The sequence below is a fragment of the Mesorhizobium neociceri genome, assembly GCF_013520985.1.
Classification (GTDB): domain Bacteria; phylum Pseudomonadota; class Alphaproteobacteria; order Rhizobiales; family Rhizobiaceae; genus Mesorhizobium; species Mesorhizobium neociceri.
This window is the reverse complement of sequence record NZ_JACDTY010000006.1, coordinates 114,929-130,598: the sequence shown is the minus strand read 5'-3', so window position 1 is coordinate 130,598 and position 15,670 is coordinate 114,929. Positions and strand designations below refer to the sequence as shown.

The following is a 15,670-nucleotide window of genomic DNA, read 5'->3' as shown; positions in this document are numbered from 1 at the left end:
CGGCGCAGACCATAGAATCCATGCCGCAAGTTCGAAGTGTTGCCACGGCCAGAATTCTGCACCGTTGCACCCTGCGCGCGAGGTCGCGGCATGGCTACTCGGCGTCCGCTTCGCTTCCGCTCCGCCCGTGGATGACGAAGTTCAGTGCAAAATCCGCGTGACAAAGTTTGACGTTTACGTAAAAAGAAGGCCCGAGGCCGCCCAAAGGCGGATGGTTTTGCGTCGCCCTGGGTCCTAGGATCGAGGAGGCGAGCAGCGGAGGAGAAAAGCGGCATGTACAAGGCGCCTGTCGAGGATATTTCGTTCACGCTCAAGCATGTCGCCGGCCTCAAGCCGGCGCTCGACAGCGGCGCGTTCGGCGATCTCGGCGAAGACCTTGTCGACGCCATCCTGTCCGAGGCCGGCCGTTTCGCCAGCGAAGAGGTCGCGCCGCTCTACAAGATCGGCGATGAGCACGGCGCGGTGCTGAAAGATGCAGCCGTCACCACGCCGCCCGGCTGGAAGGCGCTCTACCGCAGCTGGATCGACGGCGGCTGGAACGCGCTGTCGGGGCCAGAGGAGTTCGGCGGCCAGGGCCTGCCGACCATGCTCGGCGTCGCCGCGCTCGAAATGTGGAACTCCGCCGCCATGGCCTTCGGCATCGGCCCGACGCTGACCATGGGCGCGGTCGAGGCGCTGGATAAGCACGCTTCAGAGGCGCTCAAGGCGAAGTATCTGGCAAAGCTCGTCTCCGGCGAGTGGATGGGGACGATGAACCTGACGGAGCCGCAGGCCGGTTCCGATCTTGCAGCACTGCGCACCCGCGCCGAGCCGGCCGGCGACGGCACTTACCGCATCTTCGGCCAGAAAATCTTCATCACCTATGGCGAGCACGATTTCACCGACAACATCGTCCATCTCGTGCTGGCCAGGCTGCCCGATGCACCAGCCGGCACGCGCGGCATTTCGCTGTTTTTGGTGCCGAAATTCCTGGTCAATGATGACGGGTCGCTCGGCGCCCGCAACGACGTCTTCTGTTCCGGCCTCGAACACAAGCTCGGCATCCATGCCTCGCCGACCTGCACCATGATCTATGGCGACGGTTTTAGAGGCGCCACGCCCGGCGCCATTGGCTGGCTGATCGGCGAGGAGAACAAGGGGCTCGCCTGCATGTTTACCATGATGAACAACGCCCGGCTTTGCGTTGGCATGCAGGGCGTGGCGGTGGCTGAAGCCGCGACGCAGAAGGCGATCGCCTATGCCAATGAGCGCCGCCAGGGCAAGGTATCGGATTACACAGGCGCCGGCATGGCGCCGATCGTCCATCACCCCGACGTGCAGCGCAACCTCCTGACCATGAAGGCGCTGACCCAGATCGCCCGCGCCATCTCCTATAGCTGCGCTCACGCCATCGACCTCGCGCGGGTCTCGTCGGGCGATGAGGCCACGCATTGGCGGGATCGCGCCAATCTGTTGACGCCGCTGGCCAAGGCCTTTTCCACCGATGTCGGCGTCGATGTCGCATCGCTGGGCGTCCAGGTGCATGGCGGCATGGGCTTCATCGAGGAGACCGGCGCGGCGGCGCTCTATCGTGATGCCCGCATCGCGCCGATCTATGAGGGCACCAACGGCATCCAGGCGATCGACCTGGTGGCGCGCAAACTGCCGCTCGGTGGCGGCGAGCACGTACATGGCTACATCGCCGAACTGAAGGCGGTCGCCGATGAAGTGCGGACCTCGAACCTGCAGGGGTTCGGCCGCACCGCCGAGACGCTCGACCGGGCGCTCGACGACCTGAGCGAGGCGACGCGTTTCCTGCAGAAGCTGCTGGCCGACGGCCGTCTCGACGAAGCGCAGGCGGGCGCGACGCCCTATCTCAGGCTGATCTCGCTTGCCGCTGGCGGCGCCTATCTGGCGCGGGGCGGGCTTGCCGAGCAAAACCGCATCGCGCTTTGCCGCTTTTTTGCTGAAAACCTGCTTGGCGAAGCCAGCGCCTTGAAGGAACGCGTCATCGGTGGCGCCGAAAGCCTTTCTGCCGCCGGCAAGGCGCTGATTTCAGCCTGATTTCTCAATTTGGCGTTCACAAGGAAAAGACCGTGACAGACCATATCCTCGTCGAGCGCCAGGGCGCCATTCAGATCATCCGCATGAACCGTCCGGACAAGAAGAACGCGCTGACGCGCGCCATGTACGCGACAATGTCCAAGGCGCTGGCCGAAGGTGACGCCGATCCGTCTGTCCGCGTCCATGTCTTCCTCGGCGTGCCAGGCGCTTTCTCGGCCGGCAACGACCTCGCCGACTTCCTGGTCATCGCCACCGGCGGCGATGGCGGCACCGAGGTCTGGGATTTCCTGATGGCGCTGGCCAAGGTGGAAAAGCCGATGATCTCCGGCGTCGACGGCATTGCCGTCGGCATCGGCACCACGCTCAATTTGCATTGCGATCTGACCTTCGCCACGCCGCGCACCCTGTTCCGCACACCCTTTGTCGATCTCGGCCTGGTGCCCGAGGCGGGGTCGAGCCTGCTCGCGCCGCTTATCCTCGGCCGTCAGGGCGCCTTCGCGCTGCTTGGCCTCGGCGAAGGATTTTCCGCCGAGCGCGCCAAGGCCGCCGGCCTGATTTACGAAGTGGTCGAGGAAGACGCGCTCGAAGCCACGGTGCTGGCTGCTGCCGGCGCAATCGCCGCCAAGCCACCGGAAGCGCTGAAGATCGCGCGTGACCTGATGCGCGCCCCGCGCGATGAGCTTGTCGCCCGCATCAAGATCGAGAGCGGGCATTTCTTCGAACGGTTGAAGTCCGACGAAGCGCGCGCCGCGCTGACCGCCTTCATGACCCGGAAAAAGGGATAGGCGCCCGCGCAACGGCGGGCGCCCGTGACCTCTCAGGTCAGCTTCTTGTTGGCCTGCTCGTCCAGCGCCTTGCCGAAATCTTCCGCCGTCCAGCCGGCCTCAAGCGCGCGATGGAACAGCGCCTGTTGTGTCTCCGGCGCCAGCCCGCCGATCGGCGGGTCGCGATCGAGGTTGGTCGGGAAGGAATAGCCCTCGGCCGTCGAGGCGATCGCATTCGCGGCCGCGTCCTTCGAGATCGCGCCCGTCGCCAGCATCTTCTGGATGGTCGGATAGAGCGCGCGGCTCATCCGGGTGCGGTCGACGCTTTCCATCGCCCGGCCATAGCCTGACGAGACCTGCAGCAGATTGGCCATGCGGCGAATGTTGGTGGAGCGGTTGTTGCCGGCGCCGTGGAACAAAGCCGGATTGAAGAATGCCGCGTCGCCCTTCTCCAGAGCGAGCTGCACATGGTGCTCGGCGAAATAGGCCTTGAACTCGGGCAGGCTCGTGGCGAGGTAGCCGTGCAGATAGGTTTGCGAGTAGGGCAGGTAAAGCGTCGGACCGCTCTCCAGCGGCATGTCGCAATGGGCGACCGCGCCTTGCAGCGTCAGCACCGGCGAGACGCGATGCACGTGCACCGGATAACGCTCGATGACTTCCGGCGACTGGAAGCCGAGATGATAGTCGCGATGCGCCGACTGCGCCGCGCCGCCGGGGTTCACGCAATTGATCTGCGACGTCATCTGATAGGCCGGGCCGAGCCAGGCTTCCGAGATCAGCGCGATGATCTCGTTGCCATAATAGGCCGCGAAGGCGGCGGGATCGCGCAGGCAGAATTTTTCCAGCGCGTTCCAGATGCGGTCATTGGCGCCCGGTTTGGCGAAATGGTCGCCGCCACCGGTGCCCGTGGCATGCTGTTCAGCGATCATGTCGTTGAAGAGCGTCGTTGCGGCGTCGATCGGCGCGGTGTCGGCGAACGCCTTCTTGAACGCCACCACGCCCGGCCCGTCGGTCAGCGCCTCGACCCATTCGGCCAGCAGCGCCTTGCGGGTTTCGGGATCGCCCGCCGCCTCGCGCACGGCGTCGCCATCATAGACCGGCACGTTCTTTTCGATGCTCGCGGCGAAGGGATAGTCGGCGGCGTCCGTCTTCTGCTCGACAAGCGCGCGAAAATCCTCGATGTCGCATTGCTGCTTGGTCAGCCAGACCTTCGCGGACCTGATCCTGGCTAGGTTGTCGGCCTTCATGATGCATCCTCCTGTTGCGGTTCTGATTGTGATTGCCGTATACAACGGCCTGCTGTGCTTGTTGCCTCGCAAACACCTCAAAAACACCTCAAGACATGTCGCGCGCGTTTCTCCTCAAGGACATCGCTCTCCAGGCCGGCCTCAGCCTCGCAACCGTTGATCGCGTGCTGAACGACCGGCCAGGCGTGCGCGAGCACACGGTGCGGCGGGTGAAGCAAGCCATTGGCGAGCTCGAACAGCAGCGCGACCAGGTCGGTCTTTCCGGCCGCAAATTCGTCCTCGACGTCGTCATGGAGGCGCCCGCCCGCTTCAGCGAGGCGGTTCGGCAGGGACTGGAGCAGGCGATGCCGTCCTTGCAGCCGGCGATTTTCCGCGCCCGCTATCATCTCGCCGAGACCCGTAACGTCGAGACTACCGTCGGGATCATCGATGCGCTGCAGCGCCGGGGCTCAAATGGCGTGTTCCTCAAGGCGCCGGATGTCACGGAGGTGAGGGCCGCCGCTGCGCGGCTTGTTGCAGCCGGCATCCCGGTTGTGACGCTGGTGACGGACCTTCCCGACACCGGGCGGCAAGCCTATGTCGGGATGGACAACCGCGCGGCAGGCGAGACCGCGGCCTACCTCCTTGGCGAATGGCTCGGCGGCGGCCCGGCGCGCATCCTGGTGACCATCTCAAGCAACCGTTTCCGCGGCGAGGAAGAGCGCGAGATCGGCTTCAGGCAAGCACTTCGCGAGCGCTACCCCGGGCTTGGCATCGTCGAGGTCAGCGAAGGCCATGGCCTCGACCGCGACACCGGCCGGCTCGCATGCGATGCCTTGCGCCAGCATTCCGACATTGCCGGCGTCTATTCGATCGGCGGCGGCAACCTGGCTGTCATCGAGGCTTTCGCTGCGCTTGGCCGCCCCTGCCGCGCCTTCGTCGGTCATGATCTCGACGCCGACAACATCGCGCTCCTCCGGGCGGGCCGCATCAGCGCCGTCCTGCATCACGATCTCGGTCAGGACATGCGCAGCGCCTGCCTGCATGTCATGCGTGCGCACGGGCTGCTGCCGAAGTCGCCTGTGTCGGGCATGGCCAACATCCAGATCATCACGCCGTTCAACCTGCCGCAGATGGTGGCGTGGCGGTAGGCGTCAGTCCATTGTCTCGCTGAAAACGCCGGACAATGTGCAGACCTGCATTTCGGCGATTTTCTCCGGCGCCAAGACCGGCGACACGCTCAATCTGCGCGAGACCTTCCTGGTGCCGAAGGAGGCGACCAAGTCGATACGGCCGGCGCTCAGCGTTGCCAGCGAGCGGCCGCATTTCCTGCTGTTCCAGTTGGAGAAGGATTAATCTCAACAGTCGGCTGACACTCACGGATAAAGTCGCGTCTTGTCCCAATCGCCTTCGGCGTTGCGCGAAAAGACCAGGCGGTCGTGCAGCCGGAACGGCCGGTCGTGCCAGAACTCGATCGCTTGCGGCACGATGCGGAACCCCGACCAGTGCTTTGGCCGCGGGATCTCGCCGATCGGATAGCGCGCCGTGTATTCGGCCACGGCCTTCTCCAGCGCGAAGCGGCTTTCCAGCGGCCGCGACTGTTTCGAGGCCCAGGCGCCGATGCGGCTGCCGCGCGGCCGCGTCGCGTAATAAGCATCCGCCTCCGCATCGCTGACGATCTCCACCGGTCCGCGTATGCGCACCTGGCGACGTAGCGATTTCCAGTGGAAGCACATCGCCGCCTTCATGCTGCCAAGAATCTCGCGGCCCTTGGCGCTCTCGAAATTCGTGTAGAAGACAAAGCCGCTTTCATCGAACCCCTTGAGCAAAACCATACGCACATCCGGCATGCCATCGGCATCGACGGTTGCCAGAGCGACGCCATTGGCGTCGTTGATTTCGCTCTTGGAGGCATCCTCCAGCCAGGCGGCAAAGAGGCGGAACGGCTCTGCAGCCTCGGTAAAGTCACCAGTTGTTAACTCAGTGTCACTCATAGTTTTTCTCAAATTGTCTCGAGCTTCAGGAGGTTGCCGATTGTCGCGTATCGCGCAAGCTTTTGACAGCGGGCAATGGAGCGCTATCGCTTCGGCCAGCTCAAAAGCCGTGATCGTGATCGTCGCCCTGCCGCTTGCCGCCTGCGGCGCCGGCGGATTCAGCCTGGAAAAGGCCGAGGTCGACCGCTCCATCGTCACCTCGAGCGCGCCGGTGAGGACGACATCAACGGACGCCGATAGCGCTTCCGACCAGACCACGATCGGCAACGCGGTCTCTTCGGCCGACATAGAGGAGCTTCGCGGCCAGGCCGTGCCGTGGGCGAATGCCGATACTGGTTCGCGCGGCTCTATCACCGAACTGGCCGAGCTGCAGGACAACGGTCAGACCTGCCGCAGCTTCACTGCCTCGCGTGAAAGCTTCGACGGCGTGGCTTTGTTCAAGGGAGAACTGTGCATGGCCGGCGCCGGCGGCTGGCACATGCAGGACTTCAAACCGTTCTGATTTTCGAGACTTGCGGGCACCGCAATTTCAGCCTTGATAAGCCTGTGCGCTACTGGAATTTCTTCCTATGCAAGCGCATATAAGGGGCAACGTGGATTCACTCTTTCTCCAGGGCAGGACGCATGCGCGACCCCTATGAGGTGCTGGGCGTTGCCAAGAACGCATCGGCCAAGGACATAAAATCGGCCTACCGCAAACTCGCCAAGAAGCATCATCCGGACCAGAATCCGAATGATCCCAAGGCGAAGGACCGCTTTTCCGCCGCCAACCAGGCCTATGAGGTCATTGGCGACGAAAAGAACCGCGCGGCGTTCGACCGCGGCGAGATCGACGCCGACGGCAAGCCGAAATTCCAGGGTTTTGAGGGCGCAGCCGGCGGCGATCCGTTCGGCGGCTTTCGCCGCCAGCAGGGCACCGGCGGCTCGCGCTTCGAATTCCGTTCGGGCCGCCCGGGCGGCGATCCCTTCGACGGCAACAGCGACATCTTCAGCCAGATCTTTGGCGATGCCTTTTCCGGCGCGCGCGGCGCTGGTGCCGGCGACCGCCGCCAGCAGGCGACGGCCGCAGATTTGAACGTGACGCTCGACGTCACCATCGAGGAGATGGCGACCGCCGAAAAGGTGACCGCCATGTTCCCCGACGGGCGCAAGATTGCGGTCAAGCTACCGGTCTATGTCGAGGACGGCCAGACCATCCGGCTGAAGGGCCAGGGCGAGCAAGGGCCGGGACAGCCGGGCGATGCGCTGGTCAAGATCCACATCCGCAGGCACCCGCGCTACCGCATCGAGGGTCGCGACCTGCATGCCGATCTGGAGGTAGCGTTGGCCGATGCGGTGCTTGGCGCCAAGGTGCCAGTCGACACGCCGACCGGCAGGCTGGCGGTCAATGTCCCGGCCTGGTCGAGTTCGGACAAGGTGCTGCGGCTGAAGGGCAGGGGCTTGCCGGAAAAGGCCGGCGGCCACGGCGATCTCTACGCCCATGTCCGCATCATGCTGCCAGAAGGTGGCGACAGCGAGCTCGAAGCGCTGATGCGCAGCCGCAAAGGCTGACGCGGCTTCATTTCGCCTGCTAGAGCAATTCCAGGAAAAGTGTGAGCGGTTTTCCCGGGAAAAGCGCGTAGCACTTTCCCTAGGGAATTGCGTCAAAACAAAGAGATAGAGCGTTTCGCCGTTTCCGTGAAACGGTGAAAACGCTCTAGGCGTCGGGTGCTGCTTCCTCCATGCGCCGTATGGTTTCGCCGAAGCGGCGCAACGCCTGCCGCACCGGGACATGTGGGCTCTCGATCTCCAGCAGGATCATCGTCTCGCTGCCGAGGAAGGCGGCGCTGACAAGGCTGGTCACTTCGGCGGCGGAGAATGGCCCGAGGCCGCCGAACCGCCGCTCCGCCTCTTGCGCCAGCCCATCCAGCAGTTCGAACCAGCCGCACAGGTCACGGCGTACCGCTTTGGCGATTTCGGGGCTCGACAGGCTTGCCGCGATCATCTCATGCAGGATCCGGACATAGCCGGACGCCATATCCTCATCGAGGAAATCGCAGGCGCGCTCCCAACGTCGCCATAGGGGCATCGGTGCTGCGAAGGTCTCCGCCTGGCGTTTCAGCAGGCCCTCGTTCAGATGGTCGAGCAGGGCCAGGAACAGCCGTTCCTTGGAACCGAAATGATAGTGGATCTGGCTGAGCGGAACGCCGGCGATCTCTGCAACGCGGCGCGTCGACAGATCGGCGTAACCGCCTCGATAGAGGCATAGCTCGGCTGCCGAAATCAGTTCGGCGCGGGTGTCGCGCTTTGGCTTGTTCTGGGGTGGAGCAACGGCTTCGGCAGCGTCCGTCATGCGGTGTGCCTGCCGCTGGTTAAGGCGTGATGTTGGCGGGTCATGAACTCTCCTGTCCGGGGCTGGACGTCCCGCCACCATATCTCGGTCGAGCGACCGATCAAGTTGACTCGTTCTAAAATTTATGGTTTTTGACGCGAATTCGGTCGACCGACCGAATCTTGATGCTTGCATGGAGGGGCAGTCATGGCGGGCGTAATCACCCTTATCTACGGCGTTGCCGCATACCTGATATTTCTCGGCTCGTTTCTCTATGCGGTCGGTTTTGTCAGTAATACAGCCGTACCGAAATCGATCGATTCAGGGATTGCGGAAAACCCGGTCGAAGCCATCATCGTCAACGCACTTCTGCTCGGTCTTTTCGCCGCCCAGCACAGCATCATGGCGCGGCCGGTGTTCAAGCGCTGGTGGACGCGGATTGTCCCGCACACGGCTGAACGCAGCACCTATGTGCTTTTGGCCAGCCTTATCCTGCTTTTGCTCTACTGGCAGTGGCGGCCAATCCCCGGTCCCGTCTGGACGGTCGAGAATCCGATGTGGGTCGCCATCATCCAGTGCGTATTCTGGCTCGGCTGGGCGGTTTTGCTGATCAGCACCTTTCTGATCAACCATTTCGAGCTGTTCGGCCTGCGTCAGGCCTTGGCGGCGTTACGCAAGAGCGAACCGGCTCCGCCGGTCTTCAGGACGCCGCTGTTCTACAAATGGGTCCGGCACCCGCTTTATGTCGGCTTTCTCCTGGCCTTCTGGGCGACGCCGTCCATGACATGGGGACATCTGCTCTTCGCGGCGGGCAGCACCGGCTACATCCTGCTCGGCATCTTCCTCGAGGAACGCGATCTCGTCGCGATGTTCGGCGATCAGTACCGCCTCTACCGCAAGCAGGTGGGAATGCTCATCCCCTGGCGCAAAGCGACGGAATAGCCGGCATTCGGTGCAAATCAGCCGATTCGGCTGGTTAGCCGGGCCTGGGCCATCAAGGCGCGCTGGCCGCAATGAGGCGTTGGTTCTCACAACAACGTTATTATCCCCCATTCGTTGTTCAAGCCGAGTGTCTGAATTGAACGCGCGGCCCGTCTGCGCTTGAAGCGCCTTTCTGCCTGTGCGATAGGCACTCCAAAGCAGAAAATCTTTCGGAGAGCGCTGACATGGCGGGTGGACAGGGCCTTATGGCCGGCAAGCGCGGGCTTATACTGGGCGTCGCCAACAACAGATCGATCGCCTACGGCATCGCCAAGGCCTGCGTCGACCATGGCGCCGAGATCGCGCTGACCTATCAGGGTGAGGCGTTCAAGAAGCGCGTCGAGCCGCTGGCTGCGGAACTGGGCGCTTTTGTCGCCGGCCATTGCGACGTCACCGATCCGGCGAGCCTCGACGAGGTGTTTGCCAATGTCGCCAGGCACTGGGGCAAGCTCGACTTCCTCGTCCACGCCATCGCCTTTTCCGACAAGGACGAGCTGACCGGCCGCTATGTCGAGACGACGCGCGACAATTTCCTGCGCACCATGGACATTTCGGTGTTCTCCTTCACCACCATCGCCAAACGCGCCGAGGTGCTGATGACCGATGGCGGCTCGCTGCTGACGCTGACCTATTACGGCGCCGAAAAGGTGATGCCGCACTACAACGTCATGGGTGTCGCCAAAGCCGCGCTCGAAGCCAGCGTGCGCTATCTCGCTGTCGATCTCGGCGGCAAGAAGATCCGCGTCAACGCCATCTCGGCCGGCCCGATCAAGACCCTGGCTGCCTCCGGCATCGGCGATTTCCGCTACATCCTGAAGTGGAACGAGTACAATTCACCGCTGAAGCAGACCGTCACGCAGGAAGAAGTAGGCGATTCCGGCGTCTATTTCCTGTCTGACCTGTCGCGTGGCGTCACCGGCGAAGTGCACCATGTCGATTCCGGCTACCATGTCGTCGGTATGAAGGCGGTCGACGCGCCGGATATTTCGACCGTCAAGGAATAGTCCTGCCGCGGTTTCCGCCTGCCCGCCCTGATCTCCGGAAGACCTGATGGTTCCGCTCGTCTACATCGTGCGCCACGGCCAGACGCAGTGGAATGCCGAGTTCCGGCTGCAGGGCCAGGCCGATACCGATCTCAATGCGCTCGGACGTGAGCAGGCGACCGGCAACGGACGGCGGTTGGCCGGACTGATCGACAATCCCGGCGATTTCGACTTTGTCGCCAGCCCGATGAAGCGGACGCGCGAAACGATGCAGCGCCTGCGCACGGCAATGGAACTCGATCCCGACGCATTTCGCACCGACCCGCGCCTCGTCGAAGTGCATTTCGGCGACTGGCAGGGCTTTACCTTTGCCGAACTCGAGGCGCGCAGCCCCGGCTCGGTCAAGCCGCGCCGGCGCGACAAATGGAATTTCCAGCCGCCGGGCGAGGGCGCCGAAAGCTACCAGATGCTGCTCGAACGGGTGAAGCCGTGGTTCGACGCGCTCGACCGCCAGACGGTCTGCGTCACGCATGGCGGCGTCGTGCGAACCCTGTTTCGGATGGTAGAAGGTGTTTCCGAAGACGAAGCGGCGAGGCTGGCGGTGCCGCAGGACCGCGTGCTCAGGCTGCAGGACGGGCGTCTGCAATGGCTTTAGGGCTGGAAACCTGAGTTCGAGCAGCCAGAGACCGAACAAACAGGACGTCCGTCCTGTTTGGCCGGGCAAAGCTCCGTGGAGCGAGCAAGAGCCTGTTCGGTATCGGCCCTATTCGGTGCCGGTCTTACTCGGTATCGGGTAGTTCCATGTCGGTGACGACATTCTCGCCATTCGTCACGTCATAGGCAATGACGATATCCATGCCCGGCTTCAGCGAGTCGAGATCGGTCTCGGCGTTGAGCTTGTAGGACTTGCCGTCCTCCAGCGTCAGCGTAAGCGCATCCTTGTCGACCTTCTTGATCAGGCCTTCGGTCTGGCCGGCATAGGCGGCGGTGGAAATCAGCAACATGGCGGCAGCAGCGCCAATCAGGGTACGCATCGTCGTCCTCTTTGTCATTGCGCCTGCACGGGTGGCGGCGAGCTTTTCAACGGGCGGATGGAAGAGAGCAGAAACCAACCGAATGTGTCAAAACTAAAACCGCCGGATCACAGTTTGACCCCTGGGGAAAACGCCAATAGAACGCACCCTTGATCCGGTTCCGCTGCCGGGCAGGGCAAAATTCCATGTCTCACAACACGTTCGGCCATCTGTTCCGCGTCACCACCTGGGGCGAAAGCCATGGCCCGTCGCTCGGCTGCGTCGTCGACGGTTGCCCGCCCGGCATCCGCTTCACGCGGCAAGATATCCAGGCCGAACTCGACAAGCGCCGTCCGGGCCAATCACGTTTCGTCACGCAGCGCCGCGAGCCGGACGAGGTCAAGATCCTGTCGGGCTTCATCCTCGACGAGGACGGCGAGACGATGATCACCACCGGCACGCCCATCTCGATGCTGATCGAGAATGTCGACCAGCGCTCCAAGGACTATGGCGAGATCGCCCGCCAGTATCGGCCCGGCCACGCCGACTACACCTATGACGTCAAATACGGCGTGCGCGACCATCGCGGCGGCGGCCGCTCCTCGGCGCGCGAGACGGCAGCGCGGGTGGCAGCCGGTGCGCTCGCCCGCAAGGTGGTGCCCGGCATGGTGGTGCGCGGCGCGCTGGTCTCGATGGGCGAAAAATCGATCGACCGCGCCAACTGGAACTGGAATTTCATTGGCGACGCAGAAAACCCGTTCTTTACCCCGGATCCGGCCTCGGTTCCGGTCTTCACCAGCTATCTCGACAGCATCCGCAAATCCGGCTCCTCGGTCGGTGCGGTGATCGAGATCGTCGCCGACGGCGTGCCGGCCGGCCTCGGCGCGCCGATCTACGCCAAGCTTGACCAGGACATTGCGTCGGGCCTGATGTCGATCAACGCCGTCAAGGGTGTCGAGATCGGCAACGGTTTCGAAGCCGCCCGCATCACCGGCGAACAGAATGCCGATGAGATGCGCATGGGCAATGACGGCAAGCCGGTTTTTTTGTCCAACAATGCCGGGGGCATTTTGGGCGGCATCTCGACCGGCCAGGCCATCGTTGCCCGTTTCGCCGTCAAGCCGACTTCGTCGATCCTGACGCCGCGCAAATCCATCGACAAGGACGGCAACGACGTCGACGTCATGACCAAAGGCCGCCACGACCCCTGCGTCGGCATCCGTGCCGTGCCGATCGGCGAAGCCATGGTTGCCTGCGCCATCGCCGATCATTATCTGCGGCATAGAGGACAGACGGGAAAGGGAGGGGAATAGGGCAGTAAGACAGTAGGGCAATATGTTACCCAGCCCGCCGAACACAGCCAGATTTTCCTTTTCCCTACTGCCTTACTGCCCTATTCCCTACTGCCCTGCGAGCGAAGCGAGCACTCCATGCCTTACGATCAAAAGAAAATCGTCGAAGCCCTCCGCGCCTTCGAACGCGGCGAGATCGTTGTCGTCATGGACGATGACGGACGCGAGAACGAGGGCGACCTGATCGTTGCCGCCGTGCATTGCACGCCGGAAAAGATGGCCTTCATCGTCCGCCATACCTCAGGCATCGTCTGCACGCCGATGCCGCGCGAGGAGGCGAAGCGCCTGAACCTGTCGCCGATGGTCGCCGACAATGATTCCGCCCACACCACCGCCTTCACCGTCAGTGTCGATTTCAAGCACGGCACCACGACCGGCATTTCGGCCGAGGACCGCACGCTGACCGTGCGCAACCTCGCCAATGGCAATGTCGGCGGCTCGGATTTCGTCCGTCCCGGCCACATCTTTCCGCTGATCGCCCGCGAAGGCGGCGTGCTGATGCGCTCGGGCCATACCGAAGCCGCGGTTGACCTGTGCAAGCTCGCCGGCCTGCCGCCGGTCGGCGTCATTTCCGAACTGGTCAATGACGACGGCACCGTCAAGCGCGGCCCGCAGGTGGCGAGCTTCGCCGAGGAGCATGGCCTCAAGCAGGTTTCGGTCGCCGACCTCATCGCCTATCGGCAGCGCAAGGAAACGCTGGTAGAGCGCGTCGCCTGTTCCGAGATCGACACGCTCGGCGGCAAGGCGCAGGTCTTCACCTACACGCTGCCCTGGGATTCCATGCACCACGTCGCTGTCGTCTTCGGCGATATCCGAGACGGTGAGGACGTGCCGGTGCGGCTGCATTCGGAGGATGTGGTGACCGACGTGTTCGGCACCAGCCATCGGCTCGACGGCATCATGAAAGCGATGGGCGAGCGCAAGCGCGGCGTCATCGTCTATCTCCGGGAGGGCTCCGTCGGCGTCGCCCATCAGGAGCGCAAGCGACCGCTGAACGCCGACCGCGAGGATCATGATGAGGCACGCCGCCGCGAGAACGAATGGCGCGAAATCGGCCTCGGGGCGCAGATCCTGAAGGATCTTGGCATTTCCTCGATTAACCTGATCGCCTCGCGCGAGCGCCACTACGTCGGCCTCGAAGGCTTTGGCATTCATATCGCCAAGACCGAGATTCTCTAGGGTACTGGGGGCAGTCGGATGAGCTTCGAGGCATATCTCAATTGCTTTGAAGGTGGCGAAGAGAGCTACTTCCCCACGTCGATCATCGAGGAAGCCTTCGCGCCGTTCATCACCAGGCGTGAGGCTGAGTTCTCATGCTGGGTCGTTACCTATGACGACACTTCGTCGGCCGACCTCTATCTCAATTTCGACCCCGGCGATGCCTCGCGATGTTCCGGCTTCACGGTCGCTCGGCCGCCGGATGATCCGCGCCTCTACGAGGCGCTGTGGAAAATCCTGCGTGTCACCAACTCGGTCGTTTATTGCCTTGGAGAATGCCCGCCGATGGTCGGGCGCCCTGAAACCATACCCCATCTGAACCCGGACATGGTCGAGACACTGGGAAGTCCTGTTGTCGTTCTCGATGGAGACGAGATCAGCAAGAGGTTTGAACAGTCTTAGAGAGCCACGCTGCTCTCGGAGAAAGCTGCGTCCGGTCCGCGTTCCGAACCGGACGCCTGTGCACTTATTCCGCGGGAACGGCGGCAGCGTCGCATCCGTCCAGCTCGCATGTGTGGGTGGCCAGGCTGCGCTGGCCGGCGAGCACCGTGACCAGTGCAATAGTGCCAGCCGCCACCGAAACCCAGAACCCGTTCCGGGCGCCGAACTCATCAACCACCGCGCCTGCGGCAAACGAGCCCAGCGCCATGCCGATGCCGATGCCGGTCATCACCCAGGTGATGCCTTCGGTCAGCATCGCTTCCGGTACGTGCCGCTCGATCAGGCCGAAAGCGGTGATGAAGGTCGGCGAGATCGCCACGCCGCTGATGAACACGGTCAGCGCCAGCAGCGGCACTGTGCCCGCGGTGAGCGGCAGCAGCGTGCCGAGCGCGACGAGAGCGACCGCGATGGCGAGCTGGCGTTGCAGTGGCGCCTTCAGATTGAGCGCGCCGACGACGAGGCCGAGCACGAACGATCCCAGCGCATAGACGCCGATGACGAGGCTGGCGGCGCCGGGTTGGCCGAGTTCCTTGGTGATCGCCACCGTGCTCACTTCCGTCGTGGCGAAGGTCGCGCCGACAAAGATCAGGGCGAAGGTGATGATCTGCACTGGCCGCAGCCGGATTGCCGAGCCGCTCGAGACATGATCCACCGGCCGCACCTGCGGCTCGGTTGAGCGCTGCAGGATGAAGGCTGTCGAGCCAATGGCGAGGAACAGCGTGCTGACCAGAACGCCAGCTTCCGGGAACAGGGCGGCGCTCAAACCCACCGACAGCGATGCCCCTGCGATGTAGACGAGTTCGTCGGCCGCAGACTCGAAGGCGAAAGCGGTATTCATCTGCGGCCGGCCGCGAAAAATCTCTGTCCAGCGTGCACGCACCATGGCCGGCATGCTGGGCATGGCAGCAGCCGCCAGCGCCGACACAAACAGTGTCCACACCGGCCAGTCCTGGTTGGCTGCCGCAATCAGCACTACGAAGGCGAGCACGGTGACGATGGTGGTGGGAACCGCGATCCGCGTCTGGCCGAGGCGGTCGACCAGCCGTGAGATCTGCGGCGCCACGAAAGCGTTGCTCAGCGCGAAGGTCGCCGACACCGCACCCGCCAGCCAGTATTCGCCGCGCGTTTGCGAGAGCATGGCCACAATGCCGATCGGCGCCATGGCAATCGGCAGGCGCGCCAGGAAGCCGGCGGCGGCAAAGCCCTTGGCTCCGGGGGCGCGAAAGATTTCCGAGTATGGGTTTTGCATGGCTGGTTCCTCGACAAAGGCCAATTCGACAATTACATACGATGCGTATGATTGTTAGATAGTTCATACATCGCGTATGTCAATTGGCATACGAA

General features: G+C 63.3%; 17 protein-coding genes. 12 read left to right on the top strand and 5 right to left on the bottom strand.

What is annotated here, in order from left to right; translation table 11 throughout:
- Positions 1-273 precede the first annotated feature (273 nt).
- Positions 274-2,043 carry an acyl-CoA dehydrogenase family protein gene (locus H0241_RS14530; protein ID WP_181058355.1) on the top strand — a complete coding sequence of 590 codons (1,770 nt, stop codon included), beginning with the start codon at positions 274-276 and terminating at the stop codon, positions 2,041-2,043.
- A gap of 32 nt (positions 2,044-2,075) precedes the next feature.
- Entirely contained in the window at positions 2,076-2,828 is a 753-nt protein-coding gene (locus tag H0241_RS14525; RefSeq protein ID WP_181058354.1) for a crotonase/enoyl-CoA hydratase family protein, read from the top strand.
- A gap of 32 nt (positions 2,829-2,860) precedes the next feature.
- On the opposite strand, the gene H0241_RS14520 is transcribed toward H0241_RS14525, so the two are convergent.
- Positions 2,861-4,054, bottom strand: coding sequence for a phytanoyl-CoA dioxygenase family protein (locus tag H0241_RS14520; protein WP_181058353.1), 1,194 nt, complete (start codon positions 4,052-4,054; stop codon positions 2,861-2,863).
- Positions 4,055-4,149: 95 nt separating this feature from the next.
- Between H0241_RS14520 and H0241_RS14515 the strand changes: the two genes are divergently transcribed.
- Together H0241_RS14515 and H0241_RS14510 are read left to right on the top strand one after the other, a co-directional pair.
- Positions 4,150-5,184: a LacI family DNA-binding transcriptional regulator gene (locus H0241_RS14515; RefSeq protein WP_181058352.1), complete on the top strand. Its 1,035-nt coding sequence runs from the start codon at positions 4,150-4,152 to the stop codon at positions 5,182-5,184.
- A gap of 37 nt (positions 5,185-5,221) precedes the next feature.
- Positions 5,222-5,389: a hypothetical protein gene (locus H0241_RS14510; RefSeq protein ID WP_181058351.1), complete on the top strand. Its 168-nt coding sequence runs from the start codon at positions 5,222-5,224 to the stop codon at positions 5,387-5,389.
- Positions 5,390-5,409: 20 nt separating this feature from the next.
- Here H0241_RS14510 and pdxH read toward each other — a convergent pair whose 3' ends face one another.
- Entirely contained in the window at positions 5,410-6,027 is a 618-nt protein-coding gene (pdxH, locus tag H0241_RS14505) for a pyridoxamine 5'-phosphate oxidase (protein ID WP_181058350.1), read from the bottom strand.
- A 40-nt stretch (positions 6,028-6,067) separates the two neighbouring features.
- Between pdxH and H0241_RS14500 the strand changes: the two genes are divergently transcribed.
- Both H0241_RS14500 and H0241_RS14495 read left to right on the top strand, forming a co-directional pair.
- Positions 6,068-6,529, top strand: coding sequence for an RT0821/Lpp0805 family surface protein (locus tag H0241_RS14500; RefSeq protein ID WP_181058349.1), 462 nt, complete (start codon positions 6,068-6,070; stop codon positions 6,527-6,529).
- Positions 6,530-6,651: 122 nt separating this feature from the next.
- Positions 6,652-7,578, top strand: a complete 927-nt coding sequence (locus tag H0241_RS14495) for a DnaJ C-terminal domain-containing protein (protein WP_181058348.1) — start codon at positions 6,652-6,654, stop codon at positions 7,576-7,578.
- Positions 7,579-7,723: 145 nt separating this feature from the next.
- On the opposite strand, the gene H0241_RS14490 is transcribed toward H0241_RS14495, so the two are convergent.
- Positions 7,724-8,359: a TetR/AcrR family transcriptional regulator gene (locus H0241_RS14490; protein WP_181058347.1), complete on the bottom strand. Its 636-nt coding sequence runs from the start codon at positions 8,357-8,359 to the stop codon at positions 7,724-7,726.
- A 186-nt stretch (positions 8,360-8,545) separates the two neighbouring features.
- Here H0241_RS14490 and mddA point away from each other — a divergent pair, with 186 nt between their 5' ends.
- From mddA to H0241_RS14475, 3 genes are all read left to right on the top strand, one after another.
- A complete protein-coding gene (gene mddA / locus H0241_RS14485; protein WP_181058346.1) occupies positions 8,546-9,280 on the top strand; it encodes a methanethiol S-methyltransferase in 735 nt (244 codons plus the stop codon).
- 224 nt (positions 9,281-9,504) lie between these two features.
- The gene (gene fabI, locus H0241_RS14480; protein WP_181058345.1) at positions 9,505-10,323 is read left to right on the top strand and encodes an enoyl-ACP reductase FabI; all 819 of its coding nucleotides are present in this window, start codon (positions 9,505-9,507) and stop codon (positions 10,321-10,323) included.
- Positions 10,324-10,369: 46 nt separating this feature from the next.
- Positions 10,370-10,957: a histidine phosphatase family protein gene (locus H0241_RS14475; protein ID WP_181058344.1), complete on the top strand. Its 588-nt coding sequence runs from the start codon at positions 10,370-10,372 to the stop codon at positions 10,955-10,957.
- Between the two features lie 124 nt (positions 10,958-11,081).
- Here the strand turns inward: H0241_RS14475 and H0241_RS14470 are convergent, their stop codons facing one another.
- Positions 11,082-11,336, bottom strand: a complete 255-nt coding sequence (locus H0241_RS14470) for a DUF1344 domain-containing protein (RefSeq protein ID WP_023747552.1) — start codon at positions 11,334-11,336, stop codon at positions 11,082-11,084.
- 185 nt (positions 11,337-11,521) lie between these two features.
- On the opposite strand from H0241_RS14470, the gene aroC reads away from it, so the two are divergent.
- The 3 genes from aroC to H0241_RS14455 all read left to right on the top strand — a co-directional run bounded on the left by aroC (position 11,522) and on the right by H0241_RS14455 (position 14,287).
- The gene (gene aroC / locus H0241_RS14465; protein ID WP_181058343.1) at positions 11,522-12,628 is read left to right on the top strand and encodes a chorismate synthase; all 1,107 of its coding nucleotides are present in this window, start codon (positions 11,522-11,524) and stop codon (positions 12,626-12,628) included.
- Between the two features lie 117 nt (positions 12,629-12,745).
- On the top strand, positions 12,746-13,846 hold the full coding sequence (ribB, locus tag H0241_RS14460; protein WP_181058342.1) for a 3,4-dihydroxy-2-butanone-4-phosphate synthase: 1,101 nt from the start codon (positions 12,746-12,748) through the stop codon (positions 13,844-13,846).
- A gap of 18 nt (positions 13,847-13,864) precedes the next feature.
- Entirely contained in the window at positions 13,865-14,287 is a 423-nt protein-coding gene (locus H0241_RS14455; RefSeq protein ID WP_181058341.1) for a hypothetical protein, read from the top strand.
- A gap of 64 nt (positions 14,288-14,351) precedes the next feature.
- On the opposite strand, the gene H0241_RS14450 is transcribed toward H0241_RS14455, so the two are convergent.
- Positions 14,352-15,575, bottom strand: a complete 1,224-nt coding sequence (locus tag H0241_RS14450; protein ID WP_181058340.1) for an MFS transporter — start codon at positions 15,573-15,575, stop codon at positions 14,352-14,354.
- Positions 15,576-15,670 lie beyond the last annotated feature (95 nt).

What these genes read in the sequence shown, in the direction of transcription:
- H0241_RS14530 (WP_181058355.1), top strand. Translation starts at nt 274, where the DNA reads ATGTACAAGGCGCCTGTCGAGGATATTTCGTTCACGCTCAAGCATGTC.
- aroC (WP_181058343.1), top strand. Translation starts at nt 11,522, where the DNA reads ATGTCTCACAACACGTTCGGCCATCTGTTCCGCGTCACCACCTGGGGC.
- H0241_RS14450 (WP_181058340.1), bottom strand. Translation starts at nt 15,575, where the DNA reads ATGCAAAACCCATACTCGGAAATCTTTCGCGCCCCCGGAGCCAAGGGC.
- H0241_RS14490 (WP_181058347.1), bottom strand. Translation starts at nt 8,359, where the DNA reads ATGACGGACGCTGCCGAAGCCGTTGCTCCACCCCAGAACAAGCCAAAG.
- pdxH (WP_181058350.1), bottom strand. Translation starts at nt 6,027, where the DNA reads ATGAGTGACACTGAGTTAACAACTGGTGACTTTACCGAGGCTGCAGAG.
- ribB (WP_181058342.1), top strand. Translation starts at nt 12,746, where the DNA reads ATGCCTTACGATCAAAAGAAAATCGTCGAAGCCCTCCGCGCCTTCGAA.
- mddA (WP_181058346.1), top strand. Translation starts at nt 8,546, where the DNA reads ATGGCGGGCGTAATCACCCTTATCTACGGCGTTGCCGCATACCTGATA.
- H0241_RS14455 (WP_181058341.1), top strand. Translation starts at nt 13,865, where the DNA reads ATGAGCTTCGAGGCATATCTCAATTGCTTTGAAGGTGGCGAAGAGAGC.
- H0241_RS14520 (WP_181058353.1), bottom strand. Translation starts at nt 4,054, where the DNA reads ATGAAGGCCGACAACCTAGCCAGGATCAGGTCCGCGAAGGTCTGGCTG.
- H0241_RS14495 (WP_181058348.1), top strand. Translation starts at nt 6,652, where the DNA reads ATGCGCGACCCCTATGAGGTGCTGGGCGTTGCCAAGAACGCATCGGCC.
- fabI (WP_181058345.1), top strand. Translation starts at nt 9,505, where the DNA reads ATGGCGGGTGGACAGGGCCTTATGGCCGGCAAGCGCGGGCTTATACTG.
- H0241_RS14470 (WP_023747552.1), bottom strand. Translation starts at nt 11,336, where the DNA reads ATGCGTACCCTGATTGGCGCTGCTGCCGCCATGTTGCTGATTTCCACC.
- H0241_RS14515 (WP_181058352.1), top strand. Translation starts at nt 4,150, where the DNA reads ATGTCGCGCGCGTTTCTCCTCAAGGACATCGCTCTCCAGGCCGGCCTC.
- H0241_RS14475 (WP_181058344.1), top strand. Translation starts at nt 10,370, where the DNA reads ATGGTTCCGCTCGTCTACATCGTGCGCCACGGCCAGACGCAGTGGAAT.